Origin of the sequence: Staphylococcus saccharolyticus, assembly GCF_900458815.1 — a bacterium.
Taxonomy (GTDB): Bacteria; Bacillota; Bacilli; order Staphylococcales; family Staphylococcaceae; genus Staphylococcus; species Staphylococcus saccharolyticus.
Genome location: NZ_UHDZ01000001.1, coordinates 879,816 through 900,648 on the forward strand (window position 1 = coordinate 879,816; position 20,833 = coordinate 900,648).

Annotated in this window: 21 protein-coding genes and 5 pseudogenes; 17 read left to right on the top strand and 9 right to left on the bottom strand. The window is 30.0% G+C overall.

Features of this window, described 5'->3' with window-relative positions; translation table 11 throughout:
* Nucleotides 1–30 precede the first annotated feature (30 nt).
* From DYE57_RS04210 to DYE57_RS04220, 3 genes and pseudogenes are all read left to right on the top strand, one after another.
* Nucleotides 31–471 (top strand): LPXTG cell wall anchor domain-containing protein, encoded by a 441-nt coding sequence (locus DYE57_RS04210; protein ID WP_115312986.1) that lies wholly within the window; start codon nucleotides 31–33, stop codon nucleotides 469–471.
* A 218-nt stretch (nucleotides 472–689) separates the two neighbouring features.
* A pseudogene (locus DYE57_RS12800) lies at nucleotides 690–1,943 on the top strand (SasC/FmtB family protein); the annotation flags it as partial.
* 8 nt (nucleotides 1,944–1,951) lie between these two features.
* A complete protein-coding gene (locus DYE57_RS04220; RefSeq protein ID WP_115312988.1) occupies nucleotides 1,952–2,218 on the top strand; it encodes a hypothetical protein in 267 nt (88 codons plus the stop codon).
* A 58-nt stretch (nucleotides 2,219–2,276) separates the two neighbouring features.
* On the opposite strand, the gene DYE57_RS04225 is transcribed toward DYE57_RS04220, so the two are convergent.
* Nucleotides 2,277–2,501, bottom strand: a complete 225-nt coding sequence (locus DYE57_RS04225; protein WP_115312989.1) for a hypothetical protein — start codon at nucleotides 2,499–2,501, stop codon at nucleotides 2,277–2,279.
* A 79-nt stretch (nucleotides 2,502–2,580) separates the two neighbouring features.
* Between DYE57_RS04225 and DYE57_RS04230 the strand changes: the two genes are divergently transcribed.
* Nucleotides 2,581–3,555 (top strand): LPXTG cell wall anchor domain-containing protein, encoded by a 975-nt coding sequence (locus tag DYE57_RS04230; RefSeq protein ID WP_115312990.1) that lies wholly within the window; start codon nucleotides 2,581–2,583, stop codon nucleotides 3,553–3,555.
* Between the two features lie 57 nt (nucleotides 3,556–3,612).
* Here the strand turns inward: DYE57_RS04230 and DYE57_RS04235 are convergent, their stop codons facing one another.
* A complete protein-coding gene (locus DYE57_RS04235) occupies nucleotides 3,613–4,899 on the bottom strand; it encodes an aminotransferase class I/II-fold pyridoxal phosphate-dependent enzyme (protein WP_115314120.1) in 1,287 nt (428 codons plus the stop codon).
* A 194-nt stretch (nucleotides 4,900–5,093) separates the two neighbouring features.
* Here DYE57_RS04235 and DYE57_RS12250 point away from each other — a divergent pair, with 194 nt between their 5' ends.
* The 7 genes from DYE57_RS12250 (at nucleotide 5,094) to pmtD (ending at nucleotide 9,341) form a co-directional block, all read left to right on the top strand.
* Nucleotides 5,094–5,189: a Trp-rich small protein gene (locus DYE57_RS12250; protein WP_002440392.1), complete on the top strand. Its 96-nt coding sequence runs from the start codon at nucleotides 5,094–5,096 to the stop codon at nucleotides 5,187–5,189.
* 246 nt (nucleotides 5,190–5,435) lie between these two features.
* Nucleotides 5,436–5,609 (top strand): SE1626 family protein, encoded by a 174-nt coding sequence (locus DYE57_RS04240; RefSeq protein ID WP_115312991.1) that lies wholly within the window; start codon nucleotides 5,436–5,438, stop codon nucleotides 5,607–5,609.
* 176 nt (nucleotides 5,610–5,785) lie between these two features.
* Nucleotides 5,786–6,163, top strand: coding sequence for a PSM export ABC transporter transcriptional regulator PmtR (pmtR, locus tag DYE57_RS04245; protein ID WP_115312992.1), 378 nt, complete (start codon nucleotides 5,786–5,788; stop codon nucleotides 6,161–6,163).
* The gene (pmtA, locus tag DYE57_RS04250; RefSeq protein WP_115312993.1) at nucleotides 6,163–7,077 is read left to right on the top strand and encodes a phenol-soluble modulin export ABC transporter ATP-binding protein PmtA; all 915 of its coding nucleotides are present in this window, start codon (nucleotides 6,163–6,165) and stop codon (nucleotides 7,075–7,077) included. Before pmtR ends, pmtA begins: the two co-directional genes overlap by 1 nt.
* Nucleotides 7,058–7,717 (top strand): phenol-soluble modulin export ABC transporter permease subunit PmtB, encoded by a 660-nt coding sequence (pmtB, locus tag DYE57_RS04255; RefSeq protein ID WP_115312994.1) that lies wholly within the window; start codon nucleotides 7,058–7,060, stop codon nucleotides 7,715–7,717. The genes pmtA and pmtB overlap by 20 nt, the downstream gene beginning before the upstream one ends.
* 20 nt (nucleotides 7,718–7,737) lie before the next feature.
* Nucleotides 7,738–8,610 (top strand): phenol-soluble modulin export ABC transporter ATP-binding protein PmtC, encoded by an 873-nt coding sequence (gene pmtC / locus DYE57_RS04260; RefSeq protein WP_115312995.1) that lies wholly within the window; start codon nucleotides 7,738–7,740, stop codon nucleotides 8,608–8,610.
* Nucleotides 8,610–9,341, top strand: coding sequence for a phenol-soluble modulin export ABC transporter permease subunit PmtD (pmtD, locus tag DYE57_RS04265; protein WP_115312996.1), 732 nt, complete (start codon nucleotides 8,610–8,612; stop codon nucleotides 9,339–9,341). The genes pmtC and pmtD overlap by 1 nt, the downstream gene beginning before the upstream one ends.
* Before the next feature lie 35 nt (nucleotides 9,342–9,376).
* Here pmtD and DYE57_RS04270 read toward each other — a convergent pair.
* Nucleotides 9,377–9,939 (bottom strand): annotated as a pseudogene (locus tag DYE57_RS04270) (thioredoxin family protein).
* A gap of 167 nt (nucleotides 9,940–10,106) precedes the next feature.
* On the opposite strand from DYE57_RS04270, the gene DYE57_RS04275 reads away from it, so the two are divergent.
* The 3 genes from DYE57_RS04275 to DYE57_RS04285 all read left to right on the top strand — a co-directional run bounded on the left by DYE57_RS04275 (nucleotide 10,107) and on the right by DYE57_RS04285 (nucleotide 12,045).
* Nucleotides 10,107–10,592 (top strand): hypothetical protein, encoded by a 486-nt coding sequence (locus tag DYE57_RS04275; RefSeq protein WP_115314121.1) that lies wholly within the window; start codon nucleotides 10,107–10,109, stop codon nucleotides 10,590–10,592.
* Between the two features lie 62 nt (nucleotides 10,593–10,654).
* A complete protein-coding gene (locus tag DYE57_RS04280) occupies nucleotides 10,655–11,212 on the top strand; it encodes an HAAS signaling domain-containing protein (protein WP_115312997.1) in 558 nt (185 codons plus the stop codon).
* Nucleotides 11,209–12,045 (top strand): DUF4097 family beta strand repeat-containing protein, encoded by an 837-nt coding sequence (locus tag DYE57_RS04285; RefSeq protein WP_115312998.1) that lies wholly within the window; start codon nucleotides 11,209–11,211, stop codon nucleotides 12,043–12,045. Before DYE57_RS04280 ends, DYE57_RS04285 begins: the two co-directional genes overlap by 4 nt.
* Nucleotides 12,046–12,217: 172 nt before the next feature.
* Here the strand turns inward: DYE57_RS04285 and DYE57_RS04290 are convergent.
* Nucleotides 12,218–13,154, bottom strand: a pseudogene (locus DYE57_RS04290) (C45 family autoproteolytic acyltransferase/hydolase).
* A gap of 402 nt (nucleotides 13,155–13,556) precedes the next feature.
* Between DYE57_RS04290 and DYE57_RS04295 the strand changes: the two are divergent.
* Nucleotides 13,557–13,727: a hypothetical protein gene (locus tag DYE57_RS04295; protein ID WP_115312999.1), complete on the top strand. Its 171-nt coding sequence runs from the start codon at nucleotides 13,557–13,559 to the stop codon at nucleotides 13,725–13,727.
* Between the two features lie 67 nt (nucleotides 13,728–13,794).
* Here DYE57_RS04295 and DYE57_RS04300 read toward each other — a convergent pair whose 3' ends face one another.
* Nucleotides 13,795–14,193, bottom strand: coding sequence for a YolD-like family protein (locus DYE57_RS04300; protein ID WP_115313000.1), 399 nt, complete (start codon nucleotides 14,191–14,193; stop codon nucleotides 13,795–13,797).
* A 253-nt stretch (nucleotides 14,194–14,446) separates the two neighbouring features.
* On the opposite strand from DYE57_RS04300, the gene pglS reads away from it, so the two are divergent.
* A complete protein-coding gene (gene pglS / locus DYE57_RS04305; RefSeq protein WP_115313001.1) occupies nucleotides 14,447–15,475 on the top strand; it encodes a 6-phosphogluconolactonase in 1,029 nt (342 codons plus the stop codon).
* 111 nt (nucleotides 15,476–15,586) lie between these two features.
* Here pglS and DYE57_RS04310 read toward each other — a convergent pair.
* The 3 genes and pseudogenes from DYE57_RS04310 to DYE57_RS04320 form a co-directional block, all read right to left on the bottom strand.
* Nucleotides 15,587–16,966 (bottom strand): annotated as a pseudogene (locus DYE57_RS04310) (aldehyde dehydrogenase).
* 199 nt (nucleotides 16,967–17,165) lie between these two features.
* Nucleotides 17,166–18,095 carry a manganese-dependent inorganic pyrophosphatase gene (locus tag DYE57_RS04315; protein ID WP_115313002.1) on the bottom strand — a complete coding sequence of 310 codons (930 nt, stop codon included), beginning with the start codon at nucleotides 18,093–18,095 and terminating at the stop codon, nucleotides 17,166–17,168.
* A gap of 54 nt (nucleotides 18,096–18,149) precedes the next feature.
* A complete protein-coding gene (locus DYE57_RS04320) occupies nucleotides 18,150–18,704 on the bottom strand; it encodes a cysteine hydrolase family protein (RefSeq protein ID WP_115313003.1) in 555 nt (184 codons plus the stop codon).
* Between the two features lie 197 nt (nucleotides 18,705–18,901).
* Here DYE57_RS04320 and DYE57_RS04325 point away from each other — a divergent pair, with 197 nt between their 5' ends.
* Nucleotides 18,902–19,990 carry a glycosyl hydrolase family 28-related protein gene (locus DYE57_RS04325; protein WP_115313004.1) on the top strand — a complete coding sequence of 363 codons (1,089 nt, stop codon included), beginning with the start codon at nucleotides 18,902–18,904 and terminating at the stop codon, nucleotides 19,988–19,990.
* A 68-nt stretch (nucleotides 19,991–20,058) separates the two neighbouring features.
* On the opposite strand, the pseudogene DYE57_RS04330 reads toward DYE57_RS04325, so the two are convergent.
* A pseudogene (locus tag DYE57_RS04330) lies at nucleotides 20,059–20,822 on the bottom strand (prephenate dehydratase).
* Nucleotides 20,823–20,833 lie beyond the last annotated feature (11 nt).

The following is a 20,833-nucleotide window of genomic DNA, read 5'->3' on the forward strand; positions in this document are numbered from 1 at the left end:
ACAAATATTGATAAGAATGTAAATCAAGGAATGACTTTAAAAAAGCCTATATTAAAAATAACTATTTGGGTCGATGAAAAAGGGAACATTATTAAAAATGAAGTAGAAGATTCAAAAACGCCTGAATCAGAAAGAAAACCAATTCAAATTAAAGGGTATCAATTTGTTAAGACTGTCATTGAAAATGGAATAACTAAACATATATACAAAAAAGAAGAGCTTTTAAGAGAACCATGTGAACCAAGCAAACATTGTAAATCAAAAGAAAAAGAAGAAACAGAAAATAAGTACAATAAAGATTGTTCTAAATCTGAATATAAAGATGAAAATCAAAAATTGGAAAAGAAAAACGAACATAAAAGTGAATTACCAGAAACTGGTAATTCACAAATCAATCAAAAGCCTGCATTAATGATGTTATTAGCTGGTTTAGGATTATTAGGTTTATATAGAAAGAAAATTAAAGATTAATTTTTATTAGAGTGTGAATATAAAGTTTGCATTCTTATTTTATATAAAAAATTGCGCGATTTATAGTATGGTGGTATATTTTAAGGAAACATTAATGAAAAAATATATTCTTTATAAAAAAAGATTGTATGAATACAAAATGAATCTACGTAGAATTATTACATCAAGGAGCTATAATAATGAAGGAAAACAAAAGAATACACAACTTAGATAAAAAAATCACACGTTTTTCTATAAGAAAGTATCAAGGTTATGGCGCAGCAAGTGTAGCGATTATAGGCTTTATTTTAATGTCGCACATGCAGATAGTGTTAATCTTAATCAAAACAATAGTTCGGATGCTCACTCAGTAATTAATAATGTAACATCTTCAAATCATTTAGAGGGAGATGCATCAAAAAATAATAAGCAAATTGAGAATGACATTACACCTATAACAACACAACCTTCAATTAAGACTAGTGACTAATTTATTAAATCAGTACAAAGCAATAGATTTAAGTAAAAAGACAGAGGATTCGATAAGTATATTTAAAGTAGATATACAAGAAGCTGAATCCATTTTGAACCGACCTCAAAGTCAACAACAAGTGGACCAATTTTATCGTAAGTTTATAATAGTGCTGGTAAATTAAGAAATAAAAAATCTTCACTTACAACTAGTGAAATAAATACAACTTGAACACAACATCTTAACAATAATAAAATTCAAAACACACCACGTATTAGACATAAAAGAAATGCACCATCATTTAGAAACACTGGTGAAAATGTAGTAGCTAGTGATCCACTACAAACAAATGAAGTTAATCCTGAAATCCAAAATGGTAATTTTAGTCAAGTTTCTGGTGGACAATTACCAACAAGTTCAAATAGGTTAACTGTAGTTACAAATGTAGACAACTGGCACAGTTATTCAACAGATACAAATCCAGAGTACCCTATGATTTATACAACTAGTGTTGTAAACTATGCAAATTTTATGAGTAACGGAAACGCTCCATATGGCGTAATACTGGGAAGAACGACTGATGGTTGGGATAGAAACGTTAATGATCCGAAAGTAGCAGGTATTTATCAAGATATCGATGTGACACCAGGTTCTGAACTAATTGTTAATATTATTTCAACAAGTCCTGTGTTTTCTGACGGTGCTGCAGGGGCAAGATTAAAAATTAGTAATGAGAATCAAGATCGAGTGTTATTCGATAGTCGTTTGAATGGAATGGGACCACCTTATCCAACAGGTAAGTTTAATGTAATGGTTAATATACCTAACGATATGAATAGGGTTAGAATTTTTTTACCAGTATCTTCGACTGGACGTATTAGTGTCCAACGTTCTTCGAGAGAGCATGGTTTTGGTGATAATTCGTCTTATTATCATGGTGGTTCTGTAAGTGACGTAAGAATCAATAAGTGATTCATATGTAGCCTCTAAAGTGACACAAGTCGAATACACAACTAAACCTACAAAATCATGATTGAATATCAAGCAGTACAAGCAAGTAGTGAAGTTAGTGCGACTGAAACAAAAGGCAATAGTGGTGTAAGTACTGAAAATAAAACTTACATGTCCATTAAAGAGCGGGCACCGGAAGCCCCTATTGTTGAAGCAGATGAAACAAATGCGAGCGTAGATGTAACGCCAAATGGAGAATCAACGAAACTAGTACAAAATACACAGCTACAGATGGTCAATCAGCATCAGTCATTGCAAGTAAAAATGGAGGAACGTGGACATTAAATAATCAAGTTCCGCATATCACATTAAATGATAATACAGGCAAGATTACGATTGGATATCAAGCAGTACAAGCCGGAAGTGAAATTGTAGCAACGGGAACTAAAGGTAATAGTGATGCAAGTACTGAAGCAAAAGTCAATATGTCACGCAAAGAAACAACGCCATAATCACCTGCATTAGAAGCAAATGAGATAGACGCAAGCGTTAGTGTTAGACCAAACGGGGATTCAACAAAAGTTGTTATTAAATATTTAGATTTAAATGATGAAATTAGTACTATCATAGCTAGTAAAAATAACCAAGAGTGGTCATTAAATAAAAATGTTTTTGGTATAAATATTAGTTCTCTAACAGGACAAGTTTTGATTAGTTATATAGCTGTACAACCACAAAGTGACGTTATTGAAACAGAATTTAAAGGAAATAGCGATGAAAGTGCTAAAAGACAAATAGAAATGCAAGCTAAAGAATTGACGCTTGAAGCACCTGATGTAAGCGCTAATGAAGAGAATGCAACAGTAGTTGTAATGCCGAAAGATGAGTCTACAAAACTAGAACTTCAATATACAGATGCTAAAGGGCAATTAAAAATTATTATTGCAACTAAGAACGGAGAAACTTGGACTTTAAACAAAGATGTAACTGGAATTACGATAGATTCGCAAACAGGACAAGTGACGATAAGTTATGTCGCAGTACAACCAGAGAGTGAAATTGTAGCAACAGAAGTCAAAGGAAATAGTGATATCAGTTTAGCAAGTAAAGTTATGATGCCTAGAAAAGAAATTACACCTCAATCTCCATCTCTAAATATAGATAATAAGAAAGGTATAGTTATTATTAAATCAAATAATGGTTCAACAGAATTAAAAATAAAATATACGAATCAACAAGGACGAATAATAACTATCTCAGCAAACAAAATCAATCAACTTTGGCGTTTGAATCAAAGAATAAAAGGAATAAAAATTGATCCTCTAACAGGAGAAGTTATCATCAGTGAACTAGCAGTTCTGAAAGAGAGTATTATCTCGGTTAAAGCTATTAAAGGAAATAGTGATGAAAGCAAAGAGGCAAGAATTAAAATGCCAATTAAGCCAATTAGAAAAGAGCAACCTGATTGCGACCTAAAGGCAAACAATTTAATAAATAATAAGAACGATAATTGTATAGATGATATAATTGAATTTAAAAATAAAAAATTAAAATTAAATTCTAACAAGCAATTACCTGAAACAGGAGAAATAGATAACTCACGTAATACAATATTATTTAGTATTATAACTTTAGGATTGGCATTCATTCAAAAGTCTCGTAAAAAAGAAAGTAAATCATAATTAAAAAAAGGAATCACTCTCATTAAGATTAATAAATGAGAATGACTCCTTAATATTTTATTTTAGATCATCAATCGCTTTGGCAATAGACTCAAATACATGTGGAATGTCTTCTTTTTCTACACAACTAAATGCGATACGAATGTCATTATCATTTAATGCGATGATGCCGATTGAGTATTTTTCAATTAAATGCTTGCGTAATGCCTCAGGATTGACGTTGTTAACTTTCAAAGCCATAAAGTAACCGGAGTTGAAATCATAAGCTTGCCAATAATTGCTATATTGAAGATGATCAACTACCTCTTTAGTCACTTCATATCGTGCTTTTAAAGTTTCAATGTTTTGTGCAATCTCTTTATCGAATTGATCATGGTATTTTAAAACATGTTTAATGGCACTTTGTGATGGTAGAGGACCACTTGAAATATTGCTTCTAATTAGTCCTTTAACCTTAGCTTCAATAGCGTCTTTGGTTGATTGATTTCTTATGCCGAATGTCATAAATCCTACACGGAATCCCCATGAAAAGAATTCTTTTGTAGCACCGTCTAAGCGAACCGGTAAGATATGAGGTGAATCAATTTGAGTTAATGCTGTAAAGATAGATTGTGTATAAACATCTTCATAGAATAAGCCATAATAAGCATCATCTACTACAGCAATTACGTTCGTTCCTCTACTTGCAAGTTCTTTTATTGCTTGAACAATAGTTTTAACCTCTTCAGTTGTTGGAGTATAACCAGTAGGGTTATTTGGATAGTTTAAAATCATAATTACTTTGTCTTTATCATAATTTTGTAAGGTCTTTAAAAGTTCATCTGTTGTAAAATGTCCCTCATCATCAAAAATTGGATAAGTTTCAATCTTACTGTTATGACGTGTATTAAAGACGAGTTTATAGTTACCCCAGTTATGATTTGGTAATAGAATCGTATCATTTGGATTTACAAATAAATCAGCAACAAGTGATAAACCATGTGTGAGTGCATTAGTTACGATAGGGCGAGAAATAGCATCTTGACTTAAGTCTGGATTTTCCTTGAGCATTTTTTCTTGCCATAAGGTACGTAATTCCTCAGCCCCTTGAGGTGGCGTATATGGGAAAATTTCATCAGGTGTCAGTTCGTCAAATATTTGATTAAGTGATTGAGCATACATCTTACCTTCATTATTTGTAGCCATACCAATTGTAGCATTGTATTTAGTACTTTTAGCTTCTGAAGATTGTGAAAGAATACCTCTTGGATAAAACATGTCTTTACCCAATTGAGATAACATATTGAGTACTTCGGGGCTTGATTGTTGGATATCTTTGTTTAAATTTTGGGCTAAAGGATTCATCATTGTCTTAACCTCTCTTTAATATAGTGTTTATGTATATATTATCTTTTATTGAGCTAAAGATAAAGCATTGTATTTAATATACTATTGTAAAAATTTTGTGCTAAAACAACGAACATGTGTTCTGTTTTTTGTTAAACTATTCTTAGGCCATCATCATATATGACACTAATCTTTTTAGGAGGTGTAGTATAATGACGTGGTGGCAAGATGGTATTATAACTTTAATTACAGGTGGCATACTCATTGTCTTTCGAATTTGGTTAGAAATTAAATGGAAAGGCAAGTAGATGACCGAACACAAACAACCCCAAGTCTGCTGGTACCAGACTTGGGGTTGTGTAGTATAATCCGTGGTTACAACTATATTGTAACATTGTACTAAATATACCGCAATTAATATTTTATAGTGTGAATCAACTTTGTTTTACTAAAGTAAACCAATATCTTTCTTATATTAAGGATCAATTATTTTTTAGAAAGTTCATAGTTTAAAAAAGATTTGATATACTTTTAACTGTATTGAGGTGAAATGAATGAAGCACTTAACTAAAATATTTGTAGGTTTAGCAATAGTACTTTTTGTTGTAGGTTATTACTTACAAGCTACAGGACATGAATCACAGGGAATTAAATTATTACTTGCTGCAATTATGTTTATGATTTGTGCATTTATAGATAGAAATAATAAGCGGCGAAAGAAAAGGTAAAGCAAATTAAATTGATTAAGCTTGAGAATATCCATGTTTCTCAAGTTTTTTGTATATATTGTTTATATACAATATATTTCAAGAATCCTTTATTTTAAAATAATTCTCTATATACACTTTACAAAACTGTGTATATTGTATATATTATATATATACATAAGAAAAGGGGGACATCAATGAAATTAATTTTGAAAAACAACAGTGAAAATCCCATTTATGAACAAATCAAACAACAAATTAAAGAAAATATTCTAAAGGGTTATGTTGCTCCTGGAGAACACTTGCCATCAATGCGTGAGTTAGCAAAAGATTTACAAGTGAGTTTAATAACTACAAAACGTGCGTATGAAGATTTAGAAAAAGATGGATTTGTGAAAACTATAAGAGGCAAGGGGACCTTCGTAAAAGAACAGGATAATTCAATTCTGAAGGAGAAACAATTTTTCGTTATTGAAAATTTAGCGAAAACAATGTCCAAAGAAGCCAAAACAATTGGCATGCCTTTGGAGGAATTAATTGAAATATTATCTTTAATATATGAGGAGGAAGACTAATGAACGCGATCGAGCTTAAAGATGTAAGCTATCAAACTGGCGCATTTCAATTAAAAGATGTCTCCTTCAATGTTCCAAAAGGATTTGTTACAGGTTTTATAGGTGGGAATGGAGCAGGTAAGACTACAATCATTCGTTTGATTATGGATTTAATTCAATCTAAAAATGGACAAATTTCTGTATTTGGGAAAAGCATGAAAAGTAATCCAGTAGAGTTGAAAAGTAAAATAGGCTTTGTTTATTCAGAGATTTATTTTAATCAAAAATGGAGTGTAAAAAAATTAGAAAATATCATTGCTCCCTTTTATGATAATTGGGATCATGAGTTGTTTATCAACTATCTAAGTTTTTTTCAACTTCCGTATAAGAATAAAATAAAAACTTTTTCAACTGGTATGAAAATGAAATTATCATTAGCCATTGCATTCAGTCATCATGCAGAATTATTTATATTAGATGAACCAACTTCTGGATTGGACCCTTTAGTCAGAAATGAATTGTTAGAAATTATTCAACAAGAACTTATAGATGAGGAGAAAACAGTATTCTTTTCTACCCATATCATATCTGACTTAGAAAAAGTTGCAGATTATATTGTTTACCTAAGCGATGGTGAAATTGTTTTTTACGAATCTAGAGATAAGCTATCTCAGAAATACAAAATAGTTAGTGGTTCCAATGAAGATTTAGATAAAGAGTTGGAGGAGCTATTAATCTATAGCGAAAAGAAAAAAACTGGCTACATAGGGTTAACGGAATACTATCAAACTTTTAACGAATTATTTGGTGATGAAGTAGAAGTTAAAGACGCTACGATTGAACAGCTAATGATTTATTTAGAAAAAAGTAAAAAACAACAAGAATTAAAAAATTTAACTATAAGAGAGAATAATCATGAAACGACTATTAATTAGAAATTTTAAACTACGTCGTTGGACGTTATTGATTTATGTGTTATTACTTCTATTCTTTCCAATATTCAATTTGTTAAATAAGTATGAATTACCACATTCAATTATATCAGGATCAATTGGTCTGATTCTTACAATCATTTGTCTTGTAGATGCTGGTCATCTATTCAGAGTTAACCGAAGACTTGGGGGTACAAATTCCTATTATTTCTTTGGTAGTTTGCCAGTTTCCAAAAAAGACTTGCTTAATGCCAATTATATTACATGTGTCGTTTTAACGCTTCTAGGTGCATTAATTATTAGTTTATATGGTTATGAAACAAATCAAATTAAGACAGATTCTATATATTTTTCAACAACATATTCTTTTATAGTGGCAAATTTCTTTTCAATACCTATAGCTTTTAACAAGAGTACTGAACAAAAAAATAAAGATGTACCTTATATAGCTTATGTTTTTGTTGTAATAGTCGTCTTACCATTTATCTTATCTGTCTTATTTATTTTAATTAATTATCTAACTCAAAATGATAGTCATATACCGACTGCATATTCGTACTTTTTAAATTATGGTTTATTAATCATTAGTATAATTAGTTTAGTCATTAATTATTTGATTCAAATTAAAAAAATAAAAAATTAAATCTTTGAGGGAGGTCTATTATGAAATTAGAACATATTACTAAAAGATATGGTCAAAATACGGTTATTGATGATATCAATTTTGATTTTGGAAATAGTCAAATCGTTGGACTCATTGGTAAAAATGGGGTTGGTAAAACAACGCTAATGAAAGTTATGAATAACAATATTATTAACTATCAGGGTAAAGTAGATTTACCAAAGAATGAAAATGTTGGATATTTAATTGAACATCCAAAACTTTATGATAATAAAACAGGATTATATAATTTGAAATTGTTTGCACAAGTTTTAGGTAAAGGTTTCGACAAAGAATACGCTGATAATATTATTGACGCGTTTGGAATGAGATCATATGTTAAGAAAAAGGTGAAAAAATATTCAATGGGTATGAAACAAAAATTAGCAATTGCAGTTTCATTAATGAATAAACCTAAATATCTAATACTTGATGAACCTACAAATGGTATGGATCCAGACGGATCAATTGATGTCTTAAAGACAATTCAATCTTTAGTACAACAATTAGACATGAAAATTTTAATCTCAAGTCATAAATTAGAAGATATAGAACTTATTTGTGACAGAGCAGTATTTTTAAGAGATGGAAATTTTGTTCAAGATGTCAATATGAAAGATGGTGGACCTGAAGATAGCACTATCCTAACTTTAGAACAGGATGATTATAATAAAGCCTTAGAATATCTCACTGAACATTATAAGGTTCAACAATCTCAAAAAGATGCTGGTGAGATTATGATTAAAGCTCAAAGAGATTATCGAGAGCTACTCAAAGCACTTTCAAAACAAGATATTTTTCCTAAATACATTGAAACACGCAAAAGTTCTCTTCGAGATACTTACTTTAATATTAATCAAAGAGGTGATAAATAATGAGAAGCCTACAATTAGTTAAATATGACTTAATTAGTATTTTGAAAAGTCCATTTACTTATATCGCATTCATACTAACGATTGGTTTGATAGTATTCCAAGCGAGTATGATGGCTAATTTTAATGGTAATCATAAAGTAGATACTGAAACGGTATTTATCCTGGCAAACTGGTTATTCTTATTTGTTGGATTACTATTTGTTATTAAAACAATTACGAGAGATTATTCTCAAGGTACTATTCAATTGTATATGAGTAAGGTAAGCAGTAGAATTGGCTACATTATAGCGAAGACAATATCAATTATTCTAATTTCATTCTTATTTACTCTTGTTCAATATTTAGTGATTATTATTATTCAAGCAACGACTAAAGGCTCAAATGTTGATGGAGATAAATTTTTAAATAATATATGGTTTTATCTTATCTTCTTCCTATTCTTTGGTTTATTCTTATTCTTAATTACTTTAATTGTTGAAAAACCAGCAGTCATTTTCACATTAGGTATTTTTCTAATACTCATTGTTCCATTTATTCAACCATTTATACCATTAATACCTAATATTGGTGACGATATTCAAAAGTCATTTAAATATATACCATTTACTTATTTAACAAATAAAATGACAAGTGAAATTACATTTTCACATTGGCAATGGTTTATTTCAGTTGCTTCAATTATTATTTTATTTGTTGTAGATGTTTTATATGCTATTAAAAGAGATATTTAATTATGAAGGTACTGAGGCTTGAGCCTCAGTATTTTTTATTTGTATAAAAGTTGATTAACTATAGAATGATAAACAGATTTCCAAAAAGAGGAGTCAGTTTTAAATCTATTAGAGATAATAATGTGAGTTTCATTAACTTTGTCTTTATAAGTAGGGTGATTTTTACTTGGTAACATATCATGGTTTATATCGGTTACAAATCGTTGTACTTCTTTGGCTCTAGGGCCCAAACAGTTAATTGCTCAAAAGCGTCATTCATAAAAATGAAAATAGGTATAGATCTTGATTTGCCCATTGTTAAATAATGATCTATTAAGTGAGTTCGTCATCTCTATGAAACGCTCTGGCTTCTATATTTAATTTTTCACTAATATGTTTTAATATAGGAATGTTCATCATGGCATCTCCACACCAATCTTCGGTGATAACCAGTACCTTTGAATAGGCGGAGTCTTTGAGTTTCTCTAGACGCTCGTCATTTTTAGGTAATTGAAATGATTTATAAATTGATTGTAAGTTTTCTTGATTGTTTTTCATCTTAATAAATATACTCGTCCAACGGCTGACTTTTATTAAAATATGTTTCTAAACTTCTCATATACAAACCTTCTATAAATAATTTAAAATATTATAACAATTTTTAGACTTTAAAGATATTAAAATAACTTAATCGAAAAGGAATTAATAATGTGACTAACTTGTTAGATGAAACTCATATATCCTTATGCTATATTTAAAAGAACAAGAGTGAAAGTGGTGACTCATGTGCGTATACAAAATCGTTGGGTAATTTCAACCCTTTTTTTGATTGCAGCCATTGTTCTGTTAGTAGGAATTATATACTATAAAAGTATTAAGACGGTAGATTTATCGAATTATACCGTGAACAACATTGGTTTGAATGATCAATTTAAGGAAAAAGGATACATAGTTAATAAAAGGATTAAAATTGATAGATTTAAATTTTACAATGATAAAAATCATAAGGATTTAACAATAAAGGTAAGAAATAAAAATCAAGTTGTTAAAGGTATAGTTTTAGTTAAAGATAAACAAGTGAAAACTAACTTTGGTGTTAAGATAGGGTCTTCTGTAGACGATGTTATAGATGAATTAGGTGATAATTACAAAAAAAATAATGTCGGTAAGCACTATAAGTCAGTCACGTATGTCGATCGTGAACATAAAATGAAACTTAATATCTTATATAGAAATGACGAAATCAAACGTATTGAATTTTTTAGTCGATAAATTAACGTGAAATATTAATATAGTAAATATTTGTAATTCAAATTCAGAAAGAGTGACAAGAGATGGATAAGATTACTTTTTTAAATGAATTAGAGTTAGCTTTAGATGATTTACCTAGACAAGAAAAAGATAATAAAATGTATGAATATGAAAACTTGTTTTATGAAGAAGAATTAAAAGGCGTTAGTGAAGAACAAATTATTAAGAAATTAAAAGATCCTTATGATATTGCAAAAGAAATTAAAGCTCGAAGTGCGATTAATTATGCTTCATACAAGCCTACGATTCAAAATATAGCTAAAGCAGTTTTTGCATCATTAAGTTTAGGCATTTTATCTATTTTTATTATATTGATACCGGTAATCATTATTGGTTTATTAATTATGTTATTATTTCTCTTATCTATTTGTTTTGTTTTCTCTCCGTTATTGTTATTAGGCTATTCAATAATAAATGGATTTCATAATTCAATTAGTAATATATTTTTTTCAATATCGCTGACTGGTTTAGGTATCACTTTTGTTGTCATAACTATTAAAATTGGCGAACTTGTACATAATTTGATTTTAAAATACTTACTTTGGTATATAAAAACAGTTAAAGGAAGCGTTAGAGAATGAAGAAGCTTTTCATTAGCGGTTTAGTAATATTTATTAGTTTTTTTATTGGAGGTACAATCACTTGGTTTACTTTTGATAAACATAAGTATGAAAATCAAAGTTATCATAAAACATTTAATTCTAGATTTGAACATGTTTCTATTAACACTGTAACATCAAATATAAGGTTTATACCTGGAAAAAAATTTGCAGTTCATTTTAGAGGAGATAATGATGTTTATGTATCAAATAAAGGGAAGACTTTAAAAGTTACAGAAAAGCGTGCTACTGACAGAGGATACGGCTTAAACTTTAATCCATTTCATAAAAATAAAAAAAGTTTAACAATTGTCTTGCCTGACAATAAAATTAAATATCTAACTGCAGAATCAGTCATTGGAACTATTCATTTCAACAATATAAAATCACAAAACACTTCTATTTTAAGTAATAGTATGTTTCAGGTGAAAAATTCCCATTTTGATAATTTAAATTATGAATCATCGAATGGAACTGCTAATATTCAGGATTCTGTGATTAAAAAAGGAAACTTGAAGCTTGATAATGGCGATATTACGGTGAAAAATAGTAAGTGTAACAACTCTACATTCTTAATTGATAAAGGGAATATATTAATGAAAAACATGAAATCTTCTAATGATATTAAGGCTTCCATCAAAAAAGGTGATGTTGACTATCATTTTGATGAAAAGCCGAGAAACACTTTACTAAAATTACATCCAGGACATGGCAGTAAATCAATTAAAAATAAAAACTTTAAGAATGGTAAAGTTGGTAATAGCAAAAACATTTTAGAATTCTATACAGTAGATGGGGACATAACAGTGAGTTAACGTTACTCATCTTCTAATTCAAAATAAATCACTTTATTGTTACAAGTTTTAATTATACAACTCTTAAATGATGAGCCAGTCGTTGTTTAAGGGTTGTTTGCTATTAATTGTAATTATTTTATAAGAAGATATCGTACCATTGATAGAAATTCACAGTATATAACCATATTCTCTAATAAGTGGCGAAGGTTAGGTTAGTATCAATTTCACCATAGAAATGTTTTAATGATAAATTTTCACCATTCAACCAAGTTGAGAAGTCGATTTGTGTTGGTGTTTTATTTTCTCCTAATGCCATCCAAGCAATTAATGAGCGTGGTTCATATAAGGAAGTGTGAATTGTTCCAGACCAGCTATTGAACAGCTTACTATAAATTTCGTAATAATGAGGATTATTAAATAAAGAAAAAGCTTCTTCTTTACTTAGAGAAGTAGATTGTATGATTGATGACCTTGTTTAAACGTTCTTTCGACTCTTTAGTGTAGTTTCTATTTTCGTGTGTAAATAATTCGAAATGATTTGTACAAATGCTTTCATGCCTAAAGTCTATAGAACGAGGAGTTACTTCTACAATGGCATAATTCATGTTTTTATCTAACAATATATAGCTAAAAGAACTACGGTGAGGCATTTCGGTTAAAAACTTTATTGCTTCATTAACATTTTACAATTTTCCAGTATAAGTCAACCTATCATATAACAGACAAAGCCATTCTCTGGCTTTTTACGGTGCATAAAGTTGTACGCCATAACTAGTCCACTTTCATTCATACCATCCATCCTACCTGTTAGAAGTAGGACCAATTTGTGATAAACCACTATTCTTTAAGTCAGTAAAACGATAATGACCAAAATTTAATATCATTTGATTAGTAGGTAAATTGAGAACATCTTGCATTTCTAAAAGTTCTTCCCATATTTTTGGGGCATATACTTGGAAAATGTTATATGTTTCATTCACATCTATATCAAAGCGAGGGTTTCTCTTTTGCCATTCCTTATTTCGATTTTTTAATAATGGCGTTGTTTGAAGCCATTTGGCTGTTTTTACTCCCAAATCATAGTGGGAACCTCGGTGACACATTATATCAGATTGGACTTTTTGCATTTATTTAAACTTCCATCCTTTCTATTTACTATCATTTGAATGTAATATGAAAGTAACTTTCCCTTAATTGAATTATATTCTGATAAATCATACAATCGTATTGTATTTAGAGAATGTTTAAAATCAATGGGAGTGATTACTTTGATGCCATATAGTTATAAAGATCTTTCAGAAAAGTTAAAGTCATGGTGGCTCGGATAATTAGTATTTATTGATGATAAAAATAATTGTAATACTTTGAATAATATATAATTAGCCTCTATCTTTTGTTGTCATATTATCATAATTTCTAATTAAGTTAAGAATAATCAGTGCCAAAATGGGTATATATTTATAGATAAAGATAAGTATGCTATTATTGTGAATTGTAGATATGCATATTAATTTCAGAGGTGAAGAGTAATGTGGAACTTTATTAAAGGTTTATTTAAATTTGTATTTAGTTTATTAGCTATCACTACTGTAGTAGTTGGTATAGGGGTAGTTGCTTTTTCTTATATTTTCAAAAAAGACTTTGAAGATATCGAAAGAAAAACAAAAGAATTTGTTTCCGATATTGAAAATGACAATTAATTAGTGTTTAAATGCTAGTTTGAAATAAAGGTTGGCAATGGCTTGATATTAGTTATTGCCATCTTTTTTATGCAAAAGTAATATCAATAATATCTAAAATTGAAACCTTTTGACGATAAGTTGTATTAGGTTTTATTCCTTCAATTTCGAAGTTCAATGAATCGATGCGATGTATGTTAAGATGAATAAAATTGATATAGCCCTCTTCATAATATTTGATATTAACTGGACGTGATTTCTGAAGAGCTTCATGTAGGTGTATGTTCAATTGAGCAAGTTGGTCATCTGAAAGTACGGGTCTATCAACTTTATTTTGATCCATCATATATTGATGAATTGTTTCAAATTGTTCTGGCAAAGTAGCAAAAAAAACCCATTTAACCATACCACGACCAGTAGGGATGTTCTTATCTAACATTTCGCGTGGAATATTTCGATAATCAGTTTCTTTATTTATTTCCATCATTTTTTAATCACCTCATTTGATATAATTTCATTATACGAACGTTTGTTCTTTTTTTCAATATAAAATTGCTGCCTATATTTTAGATATTGGATTAAGATGTTGTATCAATATTTTTGGGAAGTTATTAGAGTGATTCATCTTTGAGTTTCTTTAAAAAATACATGTTAATCATCGGCAATTATTTTGATTGTCAATAAATAGTACTTAAAGTTAAAATTAAATCTACAAACATGCATAACATGGAGGTTTTAAAATGACAATTGGATACATAGGGTCATATACGAAGAAAAATGGAAAGGGCATCTATCGCTTTGATTTAAATGATGAATTAGGAAAAATTGAAAAAGTTGATATTGGGTATGAAATAGAAGCTTCAACTTACCTTACACGTAATGACAAATTTTTATATGCCATTACTAAGGAAGGGGAAGATTGTGGTGTTGCAAGTTTTAAATTTCAAGGGGAAGGTAAATTAGAATTAATCAATAAATGTTTATCTTCCAAAAACGGCACAGGCTGTTATATTCAAGTGTCTAGTGATGGTAACTATTTATTTGAAGCTGTTTACGGAGCTGGGATTGTACGAATTTATAAATTAAATAAGCATACAGGGGAAATAGAAAAACTTATCGAAGAATTAGCACATAATTATCCTACAGGCCCTCACGAACGCCAAAAATCATCTCATGTTCATTTCTTAAATGAAACACCAGATCAAAAATATATTGTAGCAACTGATTTAGGCACAGATAGAGTTGTAGCATATTCATATGGTGAGGATGGACTTGAAGAATATGCTGTTTCTCAGTTTGAAGAAGCGGATGGACCAAGACATATTACATTTAGTAGCGATGGAAAGCATGCATATATTGTTCATGAATTATCCAATTATGTAAGTGTCACAGAATATAATGATGGGAAGTTTACTGAAATTGAACGTCATTTGACGATTCCACATGATTTTAAAAAAGATTCTAAACTAGCAGCTGTAAGGTTATCACATAATGAAAAACATTTATATGTTAGTAATAGAGGACATGACAGTATTGCGATTTTTGAAGTAATCAACAATGGTAAATCACTTGAACTTGTAGATATTCAGCCAACACAAGATGAATTTCCAAGAGATTTTAATATTACACTGTCTGATCGTTATATTATTTGTGCACATCAAGAGGGAGATTCAAAAGTTTCAGTTTTTCAACGTGACGATGGTACAGGAAAGCTTAAACTTATAGATAATCAGGAAACAGCACCTGAAGGAGTATGTGTAATATTCTAAAATTTGAATCATAAAATATGAAATATTAAATTAAACAGACCCTTAAATAATTAGTATTCTAATTATTTAAGGGTCGTTTTATTAACAACTACTGTAAACGCCGAGAAGGATTTAATTCTTAAAGAAAGCTTTGATATATTTTAATTTGCCTTTGTAAGGTGGGAAGAAGATACTAGATTCTAAACGTATAGATTTAAAGGTATAAGATTTCATATGGCTAAAGGTATCAAATGAATACTTGCCATGATATTGCTCCATTCCTGACGCTCCGACACCACCAAATGGTAAATTAGGATTAGCTAAATGCATTAATGTATCATTAATTGCACCTCCACCAAATGATAACTCTTCTAATACTCTATGTGTCGTGTTTTCATCTTCACTAAAAAGATATAAACTTAAAGGCTTGGGTTTGCTTTGAATCATTTCAAGTGCTTCGTCGAAATGATCATAGGTAACAATCGGCAAAATAGGTCCAAATATTTCATCTTCCATAATCTTATCTTCAAAAATAATTCCATCTAATAAAGTGGGTTCTTATACAAATCTTCTTTAGAGCTTTTACCACCGAATACAACTTTATCTTTATGAATGTATAATAATTTATTGAGTCGAGAGAAACATTTCTCATTAACTATCCTACCAAAATCAGGACTCTCCTTAATATTTTGTCCATAAAATTCAGTTATAGTACTCTTTAAAGCTTCAACTAAATCATTTTTAACTCTACGGTTAACTAAAATATAATCAGGTGCCACGCAAGTTTGTCCTGCATTAGTAAACTTACCGAAACTAATACGCTCACTAGCTATTTTGATATTTGCAGTGTTATCAACAATAACAGGGGATTTACCACCTAATTCTAATGTTACTGGAATTAATTTTTTAGCTGCAGCCTCGTAAACAACTTTGCCAACTTTTTCACTTCCAGTAAAGAACATATAATCAAATGGTAAACTCAATAATTCTTGGGTTTTTTTGATACCACCTTCAACCACAGAAACATAATTTGAATCAAAGGCATCTTCAATAATATTTCTAATTACTTTAGCAACATTCGGTGTAAGTTCTGAGGGTTTAACTATAGCGGTGTTACCTGCTGCAATTGCACCAATTAAAGGTTCAAATACCAATTGGACTGTGTAGTTAAATGGTCCAATAATAAGTACAGTACCCATAAGGTTCTTTCTTAATATAACTTTTAGTAGGTAATAAATAGAGAGATGTATCTACTTGTTTCGTTTTAGCCCAATTCTTTAATTCTTTGCGAGTAAACTTAATGTTTTTTAGTAACATACCAATTTCTATAACATAAGCTTCTACTTTGCTTTTACCTAAATCTTTGTCAAGCGTGGTAAGAAGTTCGCTTTCATGATTCTTAATACTTTTACTAAGATATTTTAATTGTTGTTTGCGAAATTTAAGGTTTTTAGTTATGTGAGAATTAAAGAAACCTTTACTATTGTTAAATTTACTTTCAATCACAGTCATTGTATAAATACCTCCATAGTTTATATATTCAAGAGGTTTATGTTGTCGCTTATTAAATTAGTTGAAAACATAAAAACACTTAATAAATACTTACCCTAAAAAGAAATTTCTAAAATAAAAAATTTCTTTTAAAGAATTGATTAATGAAAAAAGGAGCATAACAATGCTCCTAAAAAATATATGTTGAATACTAATTAAATTATTTTGTTAATATTTCAGTGATTTGCGGTACAACTTGTTTTTTACGTGATACGACACCAGATAAGAATGCCATGCCATCATCTAATTCAACATTAAATGCTTGTCCAACTTTATCTTTTTCGGCACCAACAACAAGAATTTTAGAATCACTATTAATAATATCAGTAACTACAAGCACAAATAAGTCATATTTCTCATTTGCACTTATTTCTAACATTACTTTTTCTAATTCAGTTTTACGGTTTAATACTTCATCAATGTCTACAGTATTTACTTGTGCAATACGTGTTACATAGTCACCCATGTTGAACGATTTCGCATCCATATTAAGTAAAGTTTCAGCAGATTTATCAATCGTTGAAGCACCTGCTTTTAACATTTCTAGACCGTATTTATCTAAATCAATATTCGCAATATCTTTTAACGCTTGTGCTGCATTGATGTCTTCTTGGGTACATGTAGGTGATTTAAATAATAAACTATCTGAAATGATTGCTGACACCATTAATCCAGCAATTTCCGGTTTAATTTCAAAGCCACGTTCTTTATACATTTTATATAAAATTGTAGCACTACATCCCACAGGTTCAGCTCTATAGTATAATGGACCAGCTGTTTCAAAGTTTGAAATTCTATGGTGGTCAATGACGTGTTTAATAGTTGCATTAGCTATAGAATCCGCACTTTGCTGAAGTTCATTATGGTCGACTAAAATAACATCTTGACCATTTAAATCTTCAGTTAATAATTCTGGTGCACTTACATTGAAGTGATCTAGTGCATATTGTGTTTCTGTACTGACGTCGCCCAAACGGTAAGCTTTTGCTTCTGAGTTACCAGTTTGTTGTTCAAAATCAGCCATGATAATCGCTGAAGAAATTGCGTCAGTATCTGGATTTTTATGCCCGAAAATAAAAGTTTTTGTCATTTTCAATATCTCCTTATTCTTAAATAGTTATACACATTTTAGCATGTTTTAAGCTTATTCTTCTACCGTAGCACCGAGTGAGTTTTGAAAATGGGAAAGCGCCCACTTATGTCCTTCGGGGTTAAATGAGGCTACTCCTTTACTAGGAATAGTGATGTTATAACCTAGATTGTAAGCTGAGATAGCGGTGTGTAGTACACAGATATCTGTACATACACCCACAATTTCTATATCTTGAATACTTCTTTCCCTTAACAAGCTATCCAAAGGTGTACCATAAAATGAATCATATCTTGTTTTATCTAAATAGTGCACATGATGTTTTTCTTTTATATCTTCATATAACTGTCCAACCTTGCCATATAAATCACGTCCCTGAGTGTTATAGATATTATGAGCGGGAAATAATTTCGTTTCAGGATGAAATACGTCATTATTGTAATGTAAATCTATCATAAAAAATATTTCTTCTTGTACATCTGCATAGGTTTGAAGACGTTGAGTAATAAAATCCTCTATATCTTGGCCGGGTTTGCCACAAGTTAATTTACCATTATCGGCAATAAAATCGATTGAATAATCTACGATGATTAAAGCTTTGTTACTCATTAAAGCATCCTCCCAAAGTGTGTTTAAAAAAGCATTAGATTGGTATATTTATATAAAGCTACGACTTTTTATATGCCTATTAATTTTAAATGATTAAAAATTGAATACCATTTCATAAAGGAAATGTAATTATAGTATATAGAGTTTACTTTAAGCATACAATCTTTATTTTAAAAAATAAGTAAGGAGTTACTAATATGATAATTAATGCTAGTGGTTTTGGATTAAAAGGAGAAAGTAAATATAAAGATACTAGAGCAATACAAAAGGCGTTAAATTATGCGAAAAAAGATGGCGCACATACAGTTTTTATTCCTAACGGGACTTACTATATAAGAAAAGCTTTAGTCATTTATGACTCTACAACTTTATTGCTTGATGAAGGAGCAAAACTTGTAAGAAAAGGTAAAGATGCTTTATTAAAGAATGGACGACGTTTTGGTCTTTATCACGGATACCAAGGAAACAGTCATATTTATATTAAAGGTGGAATATTTGATATGAATGGTGGCGAATGTCCACATAATAATACGGCTATGAGTATTGGGCATGCTGAGGACATACAAATAATTGGAGTCACTTTCAAAAATATTGTGGGAGGGCACGGACTAGATGCATGTGGATTAAATGGTCTACATGTTGCCAATTGTTCATTTGAAGGATTCTTAGATGTAGATGGAGATCGATCATTTTCAGAAGCCATTCAATTGGATATTCAAGTGCCTGGCGCATTTCCAAAATTTGGAGCAATTGATGGTACGATTACAAAGAATGTTGTAATTGAAAATTGTTATTTTGGTGATTCAGATAATCCAAAAATGAAAGCATGGAATCGAGCTATTGGTTCTCATGCGAGTAGGTATAACCGTTTTTACGACAATATCCACATTAGAAATAACGAGTTTGATAGCTTAAATGAATATGCTTTAACACCTTTAAAATCTAAAAACACTTTTATTTCGAATAATCAATTTAGAAATTGTAATGGTGGAATACGTTTTCTTGGAGTTAAGGACGGGAAAAATGCTGCTGATCCATTAACTGGAGAAGTAAAAGGTACGCAAGCCGGTTGTAATTTCAATGTTATAGGCAATACTTTTAGTGGGATTATGAAAAGAGATGCGATTCACATAAGAAGTTATAACCATGTTCAACATCAAAACGTCTTTATTGCAGGAAACCACTTTGATGATGCGTCACAGACTATTCATTTAGAAGGTATTATAGATCTTACACTAAATCAGGAAGAGTCGGAAATTAAAATAAAAAAAGTAAATGTTAATTAACGTTAATGTGTAAATTCTTACAAAATAACAGTCGACGTTTAAAGATGCGTCGACTGCTATTCTAGTATTTAATGAGTTTTAGTAAAAGCACCTATTAATTTTACTTTAAAATCCAGTGTTTCTAGTATAGAAATTACTTTTTCAATATTGCCATTAATAGGTGTGTCAGCTTGTACAAAGAAGTGGTACATGCCAAGCTTTGTTTTTAATGGTCTAGATTCAATCCAAGATAAATTAATATTAAATAGTGCAAAAGTATTCAAAACACTAGCAAGTAAACCCGGTTTATCAAAAGTAGGGCTGATTAAAAACATTGTAGTGTTAGCATCCTTGCTAAAGTGTGTATCATTTTTAATGACTAAAAATCGAGTGACATTATGTGGATAATCTTGTATATGACTATCTAATGGGAAGTAACCGTATGCTTCTCCACTTCCAACTGGTGCAATTGCACCGATACCATCTCTAATTTTTTCAAGACTTTGAATGGTACTATCGACGTAATCATATTTAAAATTGTGCTCGTAAATATAATTAGAAGTTTGACTAATAGCTGGCGCAATAGAGTACACTTTATGAATATTCTCAATATGATTAGAATGATTACCATATATTGCAAAATCAATATCTAAGTGAATTTCACCATGTGCAAAGATGTCTTGTTTGGCGAGCGAATCCGCTACAATATTAATCGTTCCTTCAATAGGAACAATACCTACAGATTGATTGTCACTTGAAACGGCTTGAATCACTTTATGTAAATTTGCTTTATCTATAAATTTATTTTCTTTTTCAATTGAATACTTTTAGGTCCAAGATAATATAAATGCATGGTGCCACCTC

Coding starts and splice junctions, on each gene's coding strand:
- DYE57_RS04210 (WP_115312986.1), top strand. CDS start 31: ATGACTTTAAAAAAGCCTATATTAAAAATAACTATTTGGGTCGATGAA.
- DYE57_RS04220 (WP_115312988.1), top strand. CDS start 1,952: ATGATTGAATATCAAGCAGTACAAGCAAGTAGTGAAGTTAGTGCGACT.
- DYE57_RS04225 (WP_115312989.1), bottom strand. CDS start 2,501: ATGATAGTACTAATTTCATCATTTAAATCTAAATATTTAATAACAACT.
- DYE57_RS04235 (WP_115314120.1), bottom strand. CDS start 4,899: ATGAATCCTTTAGCCCAAAATTTAAACAAAGATATCCAACAATCAAGC.
- DYE57_RS12250 (WP_002440392.1), top strand. CDS start 5,094: ATGACGTGGTGGCAAGATGGTATTATAACTTTAATTACAGGTGGCATA.
- DYE57_RS04240 (WP_115312991.1), top strand. CDS start 5,436: ATGAAGCACTTAACTAAAATATTTGTAGGTTTAGCAATAGTACTTTTT.
- pmtR (WP_115312992.1), top strand. CDS start 5,786: ATGAAATTAATTTTGAAAAACAACAGTGAAAATCCCATTTATGAACAA.
- pmtA (WP_115312993.1), top strand. CDS start 6,163: ATGAACGCGATCGAGCTTAAAGATGTAAGCTATCAAACTGGCGCATTT.
- pmtB (WP_115312994.1), top strand. CDS start 7,058: ATGAAACGACTATTAATTAGAAATTTTAAACTACGTCGTTGGACGTTA.
- pmtC (WP_115312995.1), top strand. CDS start 7,738: ATGAAATTAGAACATATTACTAAAAGATATGGTCAAAATACGGTTATT.
- pmtD (WP_115312996.1), top strand. CDS start 8,610: ATGAGAAGCCTACAATTAGTTAAATATGACTTAATTAGTATTTTGAAA.
- DYE57_RS04280 (WP_115312997.1), top strand. CDS start 10,655: ATGGATAAGATTACTTTTTTAAATGAATTAGAGTTAGCTTTAGATGAT.
- DYE57_RS04285 (WP_115312998.1), top strand. CDS start 11,209: ATGAAGAAGCTTTTCATTAGCGGTTTAGTAATATTTATTAGTTTTTTT.
- DYE57_RS04295 (WP_115312999.1), top strand. CDS start 13,557: ATGTGGAACTTTATTAAAGGTTTATTTAAATTTGTATTTAGTTTATTA.
- DYE57_RS04300 (WP_115313000.1), bottom strand. CDS start 14,193: ATGATGGAAATAAATAAAGAAACTGATTATCGAAATATTCCACGCGAA.
- pglS (WP_115313001.1), top strand. CDS start 14,447: ATGACAATTGGATACATAGGGTCATATACGAAGAAAAATGGAAAGGGC.
- DYE57_RS04315 (WP_115313002.1), bottom strand. CDS start 18,095: ATGACAAAAACTTTTATTTTCGGGCATAAAAATCCAGATACTGACGCA.
- DYE57_RS04320 (WP_115313003.1), bottom strand. CDS start 18,704: ATGAGTAACAAAGCTTTAATCATCGTAGATTATTCAATCGATTTTATT.
- DYE57_RS04325 (WP_115313004.1), top strand. CDS start 18,902: ATGATAATTAATGCTAGTGGTTTTGGATTAAAAGGAGAAAGTAAATAT.